This is a genomic window from Gordonia sp. NPDC003429, assembly GCF_053588575.1.
The window spans coordinates 1-14,964 of sequence record NZ_JBSFQF010000019.1 but is presented as its reverse complement, the minus strand read 5'-3'; the positions used below and the strand labels follow the sequence as shown (position 1 = coordinate 14,964).

At 65.5% G+C, this 14,964-nt stretch carries 13 protein-coding genes; 10 read left to right on the top strand and 3 right to left on the bottom strand.

All coding sequences use genetic code 11. From position 1 onward, the window contains the following. The first annotated feature begins 13 nt into the window (after positions 1-13). A complete protein-coding gene (gene lepA, locus ACWDSI_RS17925; RefSeq protein ID WP_449745463.1) occupies positions 14-1,873 on the top strand; it encodes a translation elongation factor 4 in 1,860 nt (619 codons plus the stop codon). Here the strand turns inward: lepA and ACWDSI_RS17920 are convergent, their stop codons facing one another. After that, a complete protein-coding gene (locus ACWDSI_RS17920; RefSeq protein ID WP_449757334.1) occupies positions 1,874-2,617 on the bottom strand; it encodes an alpha/beta fold hydrolase in 744 nt (247 codons plus the stop codon). Between the two features lie 185 nt (positions 2,618-2,802). Here ACWDSI_RS17920 and ACWDSI_RS17915 point away from each other — a divergent pair, with 185 nt between their 5' ends. The 3 genes from ACWDSI_RS17915 (at position 2,803) to ACWDSI_RS17905 (ending at position 6,547) form a co-directional block, all read left to right on the top strand. Continuing rightward, positions 2,803-3,423, top strand: a complete 621-nt coding sequence (locus tag ACWDSI_RS17915; protein ID WP_449745057.1) for a TetR/AcrR family transcriptional regulator — start codon at positions 2,803-2,805, stop codon at positions 3,421-3,423. Between the two features lie 63 nt (positions 3,424-3,486). Further along, positions 3,487-5,538 carry a M3 family metallopeptidase gene (locus ACWDSI_RS17910; RefSeq protein ID WP_449745056.1) on the top strand — a complete coding sequence of 684 codons (2,052 nt, stop codon included), beginning with the start codon at positions 3,487-3,489 and terminating at the stop codon, positions 5,536-5,538. Positions 5,539-5,638: 100 nt separating this feature from the next. Then, positions 5,639-6,547, top strand: a complete 909-nt coding sequence (locus tag ACWDSI_RS17905; RefSeq protein ID WP_449757333.1) for a cation diffusion facilitator family transporter — start codon at positions 5,639-5,641, stop codon at positions 6,545-6,547. 24 nt (positions 6,548-6,571) lie between these two features. Here the strand turns inward: ACWDSI_RS17905 and ACWDSI_RS17900 are convergent, their stop codons facing one another. Both ACWDSI_RS17900 and ACWDSI_RS17895 read right to left on the bottom strand, forming a co-directional pair. Beyond that, positions 6,572-7,462 (bottom strand): polyphosphate kinase 2 family protein, encoded by an 891-nt coding sequence (locus ACWDSI_RS17900; RefSeq protein ID WP_449745054.1) that lies wholly within the window; start codon positions 7,460-7,462, stop codon positions 6,572-6,574. 25 nt (positions 7,463-7,487) lie between these two features. Further along, on the bottom strand, positions 7,488-9,467 hold the full coding sequence (locus tag ACWDSI_RS17895; RefSeq protein ID WP_449745053.1) for a glycoside hydrolase family 15 protein: 1,980 nt from the start codon (positions 9,465-9,467) through the stop codon (positions 7,488-7,490). Positions 9,468-9,605: 138 nt separating this feature from the next. Here ACWDSI_RS17895 and ACWDSI_RS17890 point away from each other — a divergent pair, with 138 nt between their 5' ends. The 6 genes from ACWDSI_RS17890 to ACWDSI_RS17865 all read left to right on the top strand — a co-directional run. After that, positions 9,606-9,806, top strand: coding sequence for a hypothetical protein (locus ACWDSI_RS17890; protein WP_449745052.1), 201 nt, complete (start codon positions 9,606-9,608; stop codon positions 9,804-9,806). Positions 9,807-10,061: 255 nt separating this feature from the next. Further along, entirely contained in the window at positions 10,062-11,114 is a 1,053-nt protein-coding gene (locus tag ACWDSI_RS17885; protein WP_449745462.1) for a sulfate ABC transporter substrate-binding protein, read from the top strand. Further along, positions 11,111-12,001 carry a sulfate ABC transporter permease subunit CysT gene (gene cysT / locus ACWDSI_RS17880; RefSeq protein ID WP_449745051.1) on the top strand — a complete coding sequence of 297 codons (891 nt, stop codon included), beginning with the start codon at positions 11,111-11,113 and terminating at the stop codon, positions 11,999-12,001. Before ACWDSI_RS17885 ends, cysT begins: the two co-directional genes overlap by 4 nt. Further along, positions 11,998-12,927 (top strand): sulfate ABC transporter permease subunit CysW, encoded by a 930-nt coding sequence (gene cysW, locus ACWDSI_RS17875; RefSeq protein ID WP_449745050.1) that lies wholly within the window; start codon positions 11,998-12,000, stop codon positions 12,925-12,927. The genes cysT and cysW overlap by 4 nt, the downstream gene beginning before the upstream one ends. 2 nt (positions 12,928-12,929) lie before the next feature. Next, positions 12,930-13,925, top strand: coding sequence for a sulfate/molybdate ABC transporter ATP-binding protein (locus tag ACWDSI_RS17870; protein ID WP_449745049.1), 996 nt, complete (start codon positions 12,930-12,932; stop codon positions 13,923-13,925). A 119-nt stretch (positions 13,926-14,044) separates the two neighbouring features. Further along, positions 14,045-14,964: alanine/glycine:cation symporter family protein (locus tag ACWDSI_RS17865; protein ID WP_449757332.1), on the top strand; the 920-nt coding region annotated here is incomplete at its 3' end.

The window sequence follows — 14,964 nt, the reverse complement described above, 5'->3', positions numbered from 1 at the left end:
CAGGAGCAGATCGATTCCCACCTTCGCCGACACCACGTTCACCGATCCCGCCCGGATTCGGAACTTCTGCATCATCGCTCACATCGACCACGGAAAATCCACTCTGGCCGACCGGATGCTGCAGCTCACCGGCGTGGTCGCCGAGCGTGACATGCGGGCGCAGTACCTCGACCGCATGGATATCGAGCGTGAGCGCGGCATCACCATCAAGGCGCAGAACGTGCGGCTGCCGTGGACGGTCACCGACCCCGACGGCACCGACACCGAGTACGTCATCCACCTCATCGACACCCCCGGCCACGTCGACTTCACCTACGAGGTGTCGCGGGCACTGGAAGCCTGCGAGGGCGCGGTGCTGCTCGTCGATGCAGCACAGGGCATCGAGGCGCAGACCCTGGCCAACCTGTACCTGGCCATGGACAACGATCTGACCATCATCCCGGTGCTCAACAAGATCGATCTGCCCGCCGCCGACCCCGACCGCTACGCCGCCGAGATCGCCCACATCATCGGCTGCGACCCCGACGAGGTGCTGCGGGTCTCCGGAAAGACCGGAGCCGGCGTGCCCGAACTGCTCGACGAGGTGATCCGGCAGGTGCCCGCACCGGTCGGCGATCCGGACGCACCGGCCCGCGCGATGATCTTCGACTCGGTCTACGACACCTACCGCGGTGTGGTCACGTATGTCCGCGTGGTCGACGGCCGCATCGTGCCGCGCGAGAAGATCGCGATGATGTCGACCGGGGCCACCCACGAACTCCTCGAGGTGGGCATCGTCTCGCCCGAACCCAAACCGTCGAAGGGCCTCGGTGTGGGCGAGGTGGGTTACCTCATCACCGGCGTCAAGGACGTGCGTCAGTCCAAGGTCGGCGACACGGTGACCACTGCCCGGCACGGCGCCACCGAGGCGCTGACCGGCTATCGGGAACCGCGCCCGATGGTGTATTCGGGGCTCTACCCGGTGGACGGCTCCGACTATCCGGTGCTTCGCGAGGCGCTCGACAAACTGCAACTCAACGACGCCGCGCTCACCTATGAACCGGAGACGTCGGTGGCGCTCGGGTTCGGATTCCGCTGCGGATTCCTGGGACTGCTGCACATGGAGATCACCCGCGAGCGGCTCGAGCGGGAATTCGACCTCGACCTCATCTCCACCGCACCCAACGTCGTCTACCGGGTGGTGATGGAGGACGGCGCCGAGCACGTCGTGACCAACCCGTCCGACTGGCCCGACGGCAAGGCCCGGCACATCTACGAACCGATCGTGAAGACCACCATCATCGCGCCCAGCGAGTTCATCGGCGCCATCATGGAGTTGTGTCAGTCGCGCCGCGGCGAACTCGGCGGGATGGACTACCTGTCGGAGACGCGGGTGGAGATGCGGTACACGATGCCGATGGCTGAGATCATCTTCGACTTCTTCGACTCGCTCAAGTCGCGGACCCGCGGCTACGCGAGCCTCGACTACGAGGAGGCAGGCGAACAGGAAGCCGACCTGGTGAAGGTGGACATCCTGCTCCAGGGCGAGGCCGTCGACGCGTTCAGTGCCATCGTGCACCGTGACGCCGCCTTCACCTACGGCAACAAGATGGCCACCAAGCTCAAGGAACTCATCCCGCGACAGCAGTTCGAGGTGCCCGTGCAGGCGGCCATCGGTTCCAAGATCATCGCGCGCGAAAACATCCGCGCCATCCGGAAAGACGTGCTGGCCAAGTGTTATGGCGGTGACATCAGCCGCAAGCGCAAACTGCTCGAGAAGCAGAAGGAGGGCAAGAAACGAATGAAGACCATCGGCCGGGTGGACGTTCCGCAGGAGGCGTTCGTCGCCGCACTGTCGACGGACTCCCTCGGTGACAAACCGAAGGGCAAGTAGTCAGGCGCTCTCTCCCGGTCGACCCGGCCTCGCGGTCGTGGCCGCTGGGGGATGGGTTCTCCAGAATTCGAGGATCAGGTCGGCGGTGACGCCGGGCTGTTCCCAGGCGGGGATGACCCGGGCCCGAGCGACCGATCCCACGTGCGCATCCACCATCTCGTCCGCAACCACGCCCGCCTCGGCCGGGGTCCACTCGCCGCGGTCCTCGGTCGCGACGAACAAAGTGGGACAAACGATCTGACGCGTAGCCCAGCCCAGATCGGTGCGGCTGAGAATCGCCGTCCGGGTCGCGGTGATCATGTGTCTGCCCGACGTGTGCAGCGCACTGCGCAACATCGTCGATGTTTCGGGGTCGTGAGCCAGCGTTTCGTCGGTGAACAGTCCGGCGCTGATTGCCCGCAGTACCGGTCCGCGAGGACCTGCGATCCGATAGAGAGGCATTAACGCCCTGATCTGGCGGCGCATGGCCGACGTGATCGGGAAGGTTGGTGCGCTGATGCTGATCAGACTCCCGACGAGATCCGGTCGAGTTGCCGCCAGATGCATCCCGACGTGGCCACCCCACGCATTACCGAGCCAATCCACCTGGTTCACGTCGTGATCGGCGACCACTCGGGTGACGATTTCGGCTGCGGCATCGGCACATGCTGCGATGTCGGTGGCCCGCGTCAAGGGATCGCTGCGTCCGCACGACGGCGCGTCGAGAACGACGAGTGTGCGGGCTGACGACAGTGTCGGAACCACGCGCGACCACGATCTCGAATCGACGAACCGCTGTGCCACAGCACTGCGGGTGGTCCGGAACCAAATGCCTCGACGTGCACGCGGCCGAGCGCGGTGGGTATGGAGGAAGAACTCATGCTCGGCTCCTGGCGTCGGGAATTATTGACATTACACAATGTAATATGAAATATGTCTAGACTCGTGCCGTGGTTCGTTCGTACGACTCGCAGGGCAGGGCACAGCAGGCCAGACGCAATCGCGAGCGCGTGGTCGCGGTGGCGACCGAGATGTTCTGTGATCTGGGGTGGTCGGCGACAACGTTGTCCGCCGTGGCCGGCGCGAGCGGGGTGACGCGGCAGACGATCTATCAGCAATTCCCCAACAAACTCGCGTTGCTCGACACCTGCATCGGCACCGCTCTGGGCGACGGCCAGGACGTACCGGTGCGTGACACCGACGCCTACCGGCTGATGGGTGTCGGCGACGACCTCGAGGAGCGACTCACTGCGGCGGCGCGCTGGCTGTCCGATGCCCATGAGCGGTCCGCCGAGATTCAGAACGTGCTGGACCAAGCGGCGGTCACCGACCCCGAAGCGTCGCACCTGCTGGTGATCCGCGAGCAGCGCCGCCGCGACGAGGTGGCCTGGGCCACCGGCCTGGTGGCGCGCGAGGCGGTCGCGGAGGCCGTCGTCGATGACGTGTGGCTCCTGGCCTCCCGCCGGAACTGGTTGGTGCTGGTTAGCGGTCGAGGATGGACACCGGAGCAGTGGCGGCGGTGGTTCATCGGCCATGTGCACGCGACGCTTGTGATGTCGGCAGTAAGCTGAGTTCGCTGCGTCACCGGCGACCCGGGCGGCGGTCACAGCGCACAATCGCAGGACGAGAGGTCAATGATGGTAGGCATCGAGCGCACGAATCCCGTTCTCGCCCACAGCGATCTGCCACACGGACTGCCGGATTACCCGGCGATCTCCGACGACGACTTTCTGCCCGCATTCACCGCGGCCATGGCAACGCATTTGGCCGAGGTGGAGCAGATCGCCGCGAACGGCAATCCGCCGACGTTCGGCAACACCATTGAGGCCCTCGAACTGTCCGGGCGCGACCTGGCGCGTGCAGCGGGGGTGTTCTTCAACCTCGTCGGACCCGACACGAACCCGCAACGCAACGAGATCTCCCAACAGCTCTCCACCCTGCTGACCGACCATGCGAACACCATCGCCATGAATCCGGCACTGTTCGAACGGATTTCGCAGATCCGTGACGGGGGTGCGCACGAATTGAGCGAGTCGCAGCGGCGCCTGCTCGACAAGCGCTACCGCGACGCGGTGCGTGCGGGTGCAGGGCTCGAGGAGGACGGTCAACGCGAGATGCGTGAGATCTCCGCGCGACTCGCACTGCTGACCACGACGTTCTCCCAGAAGATCCTCGACGACACCAACGATTCCGCGGTGCTCGTCGACGACGCGGTGGCGCTCGCCGGGATGTCCGAGGGTGAGATCGCGGCGGCCCGTCGTGCCGCGACCGACGCCGGCCACGACGGTAAGTACCTCATCGCACTCGAACTCCCGACCAGTCAGAGCGTGCTCACCGAACTCGCCGACGGCGACCTCCGGCGCCGGGTGTTCGAGGCTTCGATCAGTCGCTGTGCCCGTGGAAACGACAACGACACAAGGGATCTCGTGCTCGAGATCGTACGGCTGCGGGCGCGTCGCGCGGAACTGCTCGGTTACCGGCACCATGCCGACTTCGTGATCGCCGAGGAGACGGCCCCCTCGGCCGCGGCGGTCGACGACCTGCTCCGCGAGTTGAGCGCGTCGGCGATGCGCGCGGGCGGACGCGAGCTGACCGAACTCACCGACCTCGCCGGGGACGAGGAGATCGGCGCGGCGGATCTCACGTACTGGCTCGCTCGGCTCAAACGGACGCAGTCGTCGGTTCCGCTCGACGATTTCGCCGACTACTGCGAACTCGACGCGGTGCTCACCCGTGGCGTGTTCTACGCCGCCAACGTTCTCTATGGCCTGCGATTCGTCGAACGTCCGGATCTGCCGACCTACCATCCCGATGTCCGGGTCTGGGAGGTGCTCGACGAGCGCGCCCAGAGTATCGGCCTGTTCCTCGGTGACTACTTCGCGCGGCCGTCCAAGCGTGGCGGTGCGTGGATGAACAGCATCGTCGATCAGTCGACGATGCTGCAGACCCAACCGGTCGTCGTCAACGTACTCAACCTCACCAAGCCCGACGACGGTGCGAAGTGCTTGCTCACCATGGATCAGCTCACCACGTTGTTCCACGAGTTCGGGCATGCGTTGCACGGTCTGCTGTCGGCGGTCGACTACCCGTCGCAGTCGGGCACGTCGGTGCCCCGCGATTTCGTCGAATTCCCCTCACAGGTCAACGAGATGTGGGCGCTACATCCCGCGGTGCTCGAGAACTACGCCCGCCACCACCGCACCGGTGAGCCGATCCCGGCAGCGCTGGCAGAGGCGGCCCGCGCGTCGGCGAGCACCGAGACGGCTCACGGCACCATCGAATACCTCGCCGCCGCAGTCCTCGACCTCGCGTGGCACGAACTGAGTTCGGCGGAAGCCGACGCGATCACCGACGTGCAGGCGTTCGAGTCGCAGGCCCTGGCCGGCGCCGGTCTCGGCACCGACCTCATCCCGCCGAGGTATCGCAGCACCTACTTCAACCACATCTTCGGCGGCGGCTATTCGGCCGGCTACTACTCCTACATCTGGTCGGAGGTGCTCGACGCCGAGACCGAACAGTGGTTCCTGGCCGAAGGCGGACTGCAGCGCGAGAACGGCAGGCGTTTCGCTGCGTCGACACTCTCGCGCGGCGACAGCGTCGACCCCCTTGTCGCGCACGAGAAACTGATCGGCCGCAAGGCCGAGATCGGCCCGTTGCTGGCGCGACGGGGCCTGGCTTCTGCCTGACGGTCGATCCCTGCGGCCGGACCACGTGGCTGCACGTCGGCTCCGCGACCCGACTGTGCTCGACGTGATGCAATAGGGCTCGACGTGATGCAATAGGACCGTGGCAGCACAGGTCGCGCGCGAGAACCTCATCAAGTACGCATTGCTGAGCGTTGCCACGTCCGTGGTGGTGATCGTGCTCAAGCTGATCGCCTGGCGCGTCAGCGGTTCGGTGGGTCTGCTGTCGGATGCCCTGGAGTCCATTGTCAATCTGGTGGCGTCGGTGGGTGCGCTGATCGCCCTGCGAGTGGCCGCGCGGCCTCCCGACACCGGACACAATTTCGGGCACTCGAAAGCCGAGTACTTCTCCGCGGTGTTCGAGGGAGTGATGATCGTCATCGCCGCCGCCGCGATCATCGTCGCCGCGGTCGACCGCCTGCTGCATCCACAAGAACTCGAGGCGGTCGGCCTCGGCCTGACCATCTCGGTGGTGGCCACGGCCATCAACGGCGTCGTCGCGGTGGTCCTGATCCGTGCCGGGCGCCGTAACCGGTCGATGACGCTGGAGGCCGACGGTAAGCACCTGATGACCGATGTGTGGACCACGGCCGGTGTGGTGATCGGCGTGTTCCTGGTCGCGTGGACCGGATGGCTGCCGCTCGACTCGATCATCGCGATCGCCGTGGCCGTCAACATCCTCTACGTCGGTATCGGACTGGTGTGGCGGTCCGGCGGCGGTCTGCTGGACGCGGCGATGCCCGCCGCCGACGTCGCGACGATCGACGCGGTGCTCGACGACTTCCGGTCCGACCGGGTCGACTTCCACGATGTCCGCACCCGCGAGGCCGGACACGAACGCTACCTGCAGATGCACATGCTGGTTCCGGGTGAGTGGTCGATGCAGCAGGCGCACGACAAGACCGAGGAGGTCGAGGAACGCTTACACGAAGCCCTCGACCATCTGCGGATCACCACTCATCTCGAACCGATCGGTGATCCGCGCGCCTACGAGCCGTGGCGGCTGCGCTGACAGGGACGTTTTCATTCCGCGTCTTCATCCGGCGTCGCCGAGTTCGGCGGTGAGCTTCTCGCGGGCGTCGCCGAGCTGGGCTTTGGTGTCCGGCGAGACATCCGGGTACTGCGGATCGAGTTTCTGCATGACGGTCAGCAGAATCGCCAGGGTGCTCAGATGTGAGAACCACTTGTGGTCGGCGGGAACAACATGCCACGGCGCCCACTCGGTACTGGTGTGGCTCAACATGTCACCGAATGCCTGCTGATAGTCGTCCCAGAACCCGCGCTCGGTGAGATCGGCGGGGGAGAATTTCCAGTTCTTCTCCGGCCGGTCGATTCGCTCGAGGAACCGTCGACCCTGCTCGCGCTTGGAGACGTTCAGGAAGATCTTGACGATCGTGGTGCCGCTTTCGGTGAGATGCCGCTCCCACCCGTTGATGTCGCGATACCGCCGGCGCCAGATGCCGCTGCTGTCCTCGAGCTGAGCGGACTTGGGCCACAACAACTCCGGGTGGACCCGGGTGACGGTCACGTTCTCGTAGTGCGATCGGTTGAACACCGCGATGCGACCGAGTTCGGGTGCGACGATCTGGTGGCGCCACAGATAATCGTGGGCCCGCTCCGTGGCCGAGGGCGCTTTGAAACTGTAGACGTCCACGCCTTCGGGATTGAGGCCGGACATCACATGTTTGATGGTGCTGTCCTTGCCCGCCGCGTCGATGGCCTGGAGTACCACGAGCAGCGCGCGATCGGACTGCGCGTAGAAGCGGTCCTGCAGATCGAACAGCGCTGACTTGGCGTCCGCGAGGGCGGCGAGGCCCTCGTCCTTCGTCATCGTCGAGTCTTTTCGGCCGGGATCGAAGTCACGGCCCAGGTTGACCGATGCTCCCGGTGTCACGAGTGTCTGTGCGGCAAGCGATTTCCACTTCATCAACGCAAAGTTACAGGCCGGTGCATCAATGATTGGCAGGCTGGAACTGCCCGTGACTCGCCGCCTCCTCGGCACGGATCACATGCATGACCGCGTTGATCAGCGCGAGGTGGGTGAAGGCCTGCGGAAAGTTCCCGAGATGCTGACCGGTCTTGGCGTCGATCTCCTCGGCGTAGAGCTTGAGCGGACTCGAGAACGAGAGCAGTCGCTCGCACAGCGCCTTCGCGCGGGGGAGTTCGCCGATCTCGACCAGTGCCGACACCAGCCAGAACGAGCAGATCGTGAAGGTGCCCTCCTCGCCGCTGAGGCCGTCGTCGGTCTCGTCGACCTTGTAGCGCAGCACGAGTCCCTCCTCGGTCAGCTCGTCGGCGATGGCCAGCACGGTGTTGCGAACCCGATGGTCGTCGGACGGCAGGAAGCGCAGCAAGGGGACCAGTAGCAGCGAGGCATCCAGTGCGTCGTCGCCGTAGCGCTGGGTGAACACTCCGCGCGCGTCCACCCCGTGGGTGAGGATGTCCTCCTTGATCTCATCGGCGATCGCAGCCCATTCGCGCGCATACGATTTCTCGTCGTGCAGCGCCGCCAGCCGCGACCCGCGGTCGAGGGCGATCCAGCACATCACCTTCGACGACGTGAAGTGCTGCGGTTCGCCGCGCACCTCCCAGATGCCACGGTCGGGTTTGCGCCAGTTCTTGATGGCCTCCTCGACCTGCGCCTTGAGGACCGGCCACAGTGTTTCGGGCACCGATTCACCCGACTTGGTGTTGAGGTAGACCGAATCGAGCATGGTGCCCCAGATGTCGTGCTGCGCTTGGTTGTACGCGCCGTTGCCGATCCGAACCGGCCGCGCTCCGTCATAGCCGGAGAGGTGATCGAGTTCTTCCTCCACGAGTTCGCGCTCGCCGCCGACGCCGTACATCACCTGCAGCGGATGGTGTTCGCCATTGGTCACCCCCGAGACGTCGGCGATGAAGGAGAAGAAATCGTTGGCCTCACGATCGAGTCCGAGCGTGTACAAGCCCCACAACGCGAAGGTGGAATCGCGCACCCAGGCGTAGCGGTAATCCCAGTTCCGTTCACCGTGTGGTGTCTCCGGCAGCGACGTGGTGGCCGCCGCGAGCAGTGCGCCGGTGGGCGAGTACGTCAAGCCCTTGAGCGTGAGCGCGGACCGTTGCAGATGCGTGCGCCACGGATGGTCGGGAAACGTACCGACGTTGATCCACTGCCGCCAGCACTCCGACGTCGACCACATCTTCTGGGCCGCCTCCTCGAAGTTCTGCGGCGCGGGCTGACTCGACCAGCTCAACGCCACGAAGCGGTCATCGCCCTCCACCAGGCGGGTGCGCGCCCGGGCCTCGCGGCCCTCGAGACCCAGCCGCAGGTCGGTGGTGAGCTTCAGCGCCGGATTGTCGGTCGCACCGTCGACCGCTGTCGCGATCGCCTCCCCGTAGGCCGGACCCGAGTATTCCCAACGCGTGCGGGTGCGGTGATAGTCGAAGGCGGGTTCACAGCTGAGCGCCAACTCGACGGTGCCCGACACGCATCGCACGGTGCGCAGCAGGATGTGCTCGGCATCCCAGTCGGTAGGGGTGCGGCGATGGGTGCGTGAGCGTCGCACGTTGTCATGCCAGGGCCCCATCACGAGCGCGTCGCGAACGACGATCCAGCCGGTCTCGGTTTGCCAGGTGGTCTCGACCATGAGGCTGCCCGGCAGATAGCGACGATCCACCGGAACACTGACCCCGTAGGGCGCGAGTCTGAAGTGCCCGGCGCTGCGATCGAGGACCGCGCCGAACACGCTCGGCGAGTCGGGACGGGGCACGCACATCCATTCGACGGCGCCGTTGCGGGCGATCAGACAGTTCGTCTCGGTATCGGACAAGAAGGCGTAGTCACCGATCGGTGGAAACGCGTTGCTCGACGCGGTAGCGGGCGAGAAGGCAGCTGCCTCCGGGTCGGCGCCCGGTGCGCCGGAGGGCATGGGCGGGTCTTGCGTCGCTGTCATTTCTATATCATTGCGATGGACTCGGGACGGCGCCACTTGATGCGGGGCCGGTGCGAGCGCCGAATCTCCGGCGACCGGCCGAGTTCGAATCACGCTGAAAAAAACCCGGCGGCGAGTCGGTGAAACGAGGTGAGCGCGGTGACCGGATTCTTCGCCTGGTGGGACGGCGTCGAGGAGTGGCTGACCGGTTTGTCCTTTGTGCCGCAGTTGCTCGTGACGCTTGTGTTCGTCGTCCCGTTCGCCATCGGCGTCGCCGCAGTGCTGAACCTGCTGGTCGACGCCGTCATGAGGTTGCTTGATCGCCGCCGCTTCGCCGACGACGACGGAAAGGGGCTGTGAGTCTGTGATCCGATCGCGAGTCACTTGGGCGCTCCTCGCCCTGGTCGTGCTGGTGGTGTTGGCGTGGTTGCTGACGCGCTGAACAGACCGACGTGCGCGTTCCGGCGTCTTGGGGACGCGGCACGCCGTTGTTAGCGTGATCTGCGTCCGGCGCGATTCCCGTGTTGCCGGTGAATCCGTCGTGGAGGTCTCGTGAGAACCAGTCGCGCCCGCACCTGGCGCACTCCGCTCGTGGTGTGCGCCGTGATCGTCGGTATGGCGGTCGTGGCCGGGTGCGGGGGCGGTTCCACCGACACCCCCGGCGGCGCTGACATCTCCAGCGGCAACCGCCATCTCGATCTGGTTGCCTACGCCACTCCGAAGCCCGGGTTCGACAAGATCATTCCCGCCTTCCGTGACACCCCTGCCGGAGCCGGGATCGGCTTCTCGGTGTCGTATGGGGCGTCGGGGGACCAATCACGCAAGGTGGCCCGTCACGTTCCCGCCGACGTCGTCAACTTCTCCGTCGAACCCGACGTCACTCGTCTGGTCAAGGCGGGACTCGTCGACGAGGACTGGAAGAAGCAGGAACCCAACAACAGCGTTCCGTTCGGGTCGGTGGTGGCACTGGTGGTGCGCAAGGGCAACCCCAAGAACATCCATGACTGGGACGACCTGCTGAAGCCGGGTGTTCAGGTGGTGACCCCCGACCCGGGCAGTTCCGGGTCGGCGAAGTGGAATCTGCTGGCCCCGTTCGCCGCCAAGAGCGCCGGCGGTGTACACCCGCAGGCCGGGCTCGACTACGTCTCGACACTCGTTCGCGACCATGTGAAGGTCCGCCCCAAATCGGGCCGCGAGGCCACCACCACCTTCCAGCAGGGACAGGGCGACGTCCTCATCAGCTACGAGAACGAGGCCATCATGCTCGACCGCAAGAACTCGACGGCGCCGTCCAATCAGCAGATCGACTATGTCATTCCGCCGCAGACCTTCAAGATCGAGAATCCGGTGGCCGTGGTCAACACCTCGAAGGATCTGCCCGCCGCGCGCTCGTTCGTCGACTTCCTCTTTACCGACGAGGCCCAACTGATCTGGGCGCGACAGGGATTCCGTCCTGTGGTGCCGTCGGTGGTGGCGGACACCGCCGACCTGTTCCCCGGAAAGATCGAAAAGCTCTGGACCATCAAGCAACTCGGTGCGCAACTCGGGAAAGGCACGGCCGCGAAGAACAAGGGCAAAGACCTGACCGGGTGGAAGGCCGTGGACAATGCCCTGTTCGGGTCCAAGGGGGCCATCACCGAGATCTACAACGCCGGAGGAAAGCAATGACCGCGAGCCGAGGTGTGGCCGCGCCGGTCACCGGCGGCGCCGCAGCGAACACGGGCGCACAGCCGCCGAAGGGCTTCCTGGGACGTTCGCGCACGTTCGCCGGTGTCAGCCCGCTCGCCGTCGGCACCGCGTGGCTGTGGCTCAGCGTCATCGTGCTGCTGCCACTCGCCGCGATCACCGTGCAGTCCTTCGACAACGGGTGGAGCGGTTTCTGGGATGCGATCAGCGACCCCAACGCCGTCGACGCGATCTGGATCACCGTTGTGGTGTCGGTGGTGGCCGCCGCGATCAACGTGGTGTTCGGCACGCTGATCGCCTGGGTGCTGGTCCGTGACGAGTTCCCCGGCAAGGGCTTCGTCAATGCGATCATCGACCTCCCCTTCGCACTTCCGACCATCGTCGCGAGTCTGGTGCTGCTCTCGCTCTACGGACCCAACAGCCCCATCGACGTGCACCTGTCGGCCACCAAACCCGCACTTGTCATCGCGCTGACCTTCGTCACGCTGCCGTTCGTGGTGCGGCAGGTACAGCCGGTGCTGATCGAACTCGACACCGACGTCGAGGAGGCGGCGGCCGTCCTCGGTGCAAAGAACGCGACGATCTTCACCAAGATCGTCCTGCCCGCCCTGCTGCCCGCGATCCTGACCGGAGCCGGCCTCGCCTTCACCCGCGCGATCGGCGAGTTCGGTTCGGTGGTGCTCATCGGTGGCAACATCCCGGGCAAGACCCAGGTGGCCTCGCAGTACATCCAGCAGCAGATCGAGATCGACGAACCGGTGAACGCGGCCGCGATCTCGGTGGTGTTGCTGCTGATCGCCTTCGTCGCTCTGCTCATCCTCCGCCTCGTCGGACGCAGACAGTCCACCCGTGAGGAGCAGGACCGATGAAACTGTCGCCGCTGACCCGGTACGGACTGCGCACCATCGCGCTGGTCTACCTCTTCGTGCTGCTGCTGGTGCCCGTCGGGCTGATCTTCTGGCGCGCGTTCTCCCACGGATTTCTTCAGTTCTGGCACTGGATCACCACGCCCGCGGCGATCTCGGCCCTGCAACTGAGCCTGCTGATCGTGGTGATCGTGGTGCCGCTCAACGTCATCTTCGGGGTGATCATCGCGCTCGCCCTGGCCCGTGGACGATTCCCGGGCAAGGGGGTCCTGCAGGCCGTCGTCGACCTCCCGTTCGCGGTGTCGCCGGTGGTGGCCGGCGTGGCGCTGATCCTGCTCTGGGGGTACGGGGGGTGGTTCGGCGGTGTGGAGAGTCTGGGCTTCCGGGTGATCTTCGGCTTCCCCGGTCTCGTGCTCGCCACACTGTTCGTGACACTGCCCTTTGTGGCGCGTGAGGTGGAACCGGTGCTCCGCGAGATCGGTACCGAACAGGAGCAGGCTGCCGCCACCCTCGGCGCCAACCGCTGGCAGATCTTCTGGCGGGTCACCCTGCCCGCGATCCAGTGGGGGCTGACCTATGGCATCGTGCTGACCGTCGCCCGCTCGCTCGGCGAGTTCGGTGCGGTCACCATGGTGTCGTCGAACTATCCCGGCATCTCGCAGACACTCACGCTGCTGGTGAACTCCCGCTACACCGACGACTACAACGAGTACGGCGCGTATGCCGCCGCGACACTGCTGATGCTGGTGGCGATCCTGGTGTTGGTGGCGATGTCGTTGATCGAGCGACGAGCCAAGAGCAGGCTCGCCGAAGCGAGTACGAGCACCGTCTCCGGCGACGCGACAGTGGCAGAAGCTCGGCTCACCCCTCCGCACGGCCCCGAAGAACTCGATGCGCGACAGGTCGTCACGCAGAAGGAAGGCGTCTGAACATGTCCATCTCGGTGACCGGCGCCAACAAGCGCTACGGTGATTTCGCCGCCCTCGACGACGTCTCGATCGAGATCCCGGGCGGCTCTCTGACGTCGCTGCTGGGGCCGTCGGGTTCGGGGAAGTCGACGCTGCTGCGGGCGATCGCGGGTCTCGACGAACTCGACTCCGGAACAATCGTCATCAACGGCGACGATGTGTCCGGTGCGTCGCCCCAGAAGCGCGACATCGGTTTCGTCTTCCAGCACTACGCCGCATTCAAACACCTCAATGTGCGCGACAACATCGCGTTCGGACTCAAGATCCGCAAACGGTCGCGCAAGGAGATCGACGCCAAGGTCGATGAATTGCTCGAGGTGGTGGGACTCCAGGTGTTCCAGAAGCGTTATCCCGCACAGCTTTCCGGTGGCCAACGACAGCGCATGGCTCTTGCGCGCGCGCTGGCGGTGGACCCGAAGGTGTTGTTGCTCGACGAACCGTTCGGCGCGCTCGACGCGAAGGTGCGCGAGGATCTGCGCAAGTGGTTGCGGCGCCTGCACGACGAGATGCACGTGACCACGGTGCTGGTGACGCACGACCAGCAGGAAGCCCTCGACGTGAGCGACCGGATCGCGGTGCTCAACAAGGGGCGGATCGAACAGATCGGGACACCCGACGATCTCTATGATCGGCCGGTCAATCCGTTCGTCGCGTCGTTCCTGGGGTCCACCGTCCGGCTCAACGGAGAACTGGTGCGACCGCACGACATTCGCATCGGCCGCAATCCGCAACTCGCGCTGCCCGCTGCCGACGTGGCGCTCGACACCGGGGTGATCAAGGCGACGGTCATCCGGGTGGTGAACCTCGGCTTCGAGACCCGTGTGGAACTGGTGGCCGCGGCCACCGGCGACGAGTTCCAGGCGCAGATCACCCGCGGTGACGCCAACGCGCTGCACCTGCAGCCGGGGGAGACCATCTACGCCCGCGCCACCAAGGTTCCCGCGCTCGACCGGATCTGAGCGTCACCCATTCGCCGTCGTCGGGGCGAGGAAAGTCCGCGAACACCGAAATTGCGGTTCGCGGATTGCTGGTTCACGGTAACCCTGCGGGTCGTGCACCGCGCTCGTAGAATTCGCCAATGGACACGTTGAACGATGTGATTCTCACCGCGGGTGATCACCTGTGGACCTGGATAGTGGTTCCCGTTGTCGTGTGCCTCGCCGTTTACTTCACCGTGCGTACGCGCGCGGTACAGATTCGCCTCCTGCCCGAGATGTTCCGTGTCCTCGGCGACAAGACGCCGGTCGGCGCAGACGGTGAGCCGCAATCGGTTTCGTCGTTCCAGGCGTTCTGCATCTCTGCTGCCTCGCGCGTCGGGGTGGGCAATATCGCGGGGGTGGGCACGGCTATCGCGGTGGGCGGCCCCGGTGCCGTGTTCTGGATGTGGCTGATGGCTCTCGGCGGTGCGGCGTCGGCTTTCATCGAATCGACCCTCGCCCAGCTGTACAAGATTCGCGATCCCGACGGATTCCGGGGCGGACCCGCCTATTACATGGAACGCGGTCTACGAGCGCGCTGGATGGGGATCCTGTTCGCGATCATCCTCGTCGTGTGCTTTCCGTTCGCCTTCAGCTCACTGCAGGCCAACACCATTGCGGCCTCGGTGAGGGGCACGATCGGTTCCGACGCCACGTGGATCAACTGGGTGATGGGCGTGGTGGTGGCGTCGTTGGCGGCGCTGGTCGTGTTCGGCGGCGTCCGGCGCATCGGCGTGGTGACCGAGCGGCTGGTGCCGTTGATGGCGGTCCTGTATCTGCTGCTGGGCATCGCGGTGGTCGTGGTGAACATCGGCCGGCTACCCGAGGTGGTCGCGGAGATCTTCTCCGACGCGTTCGGCCCGAACGAGGTGGTCGGCGCGACCTTCGGCTACGTCATCATGACGGGTGTCAAGCGGGGAATGTTCTCCAACGAGGCCGGATTGGGGTCGGCACCCAACGCCGGTGCCTCGGCTGCTGTCACCCATCCGGTGAAGCAGGGTTTGGTGCAGTCGCTCGGTGT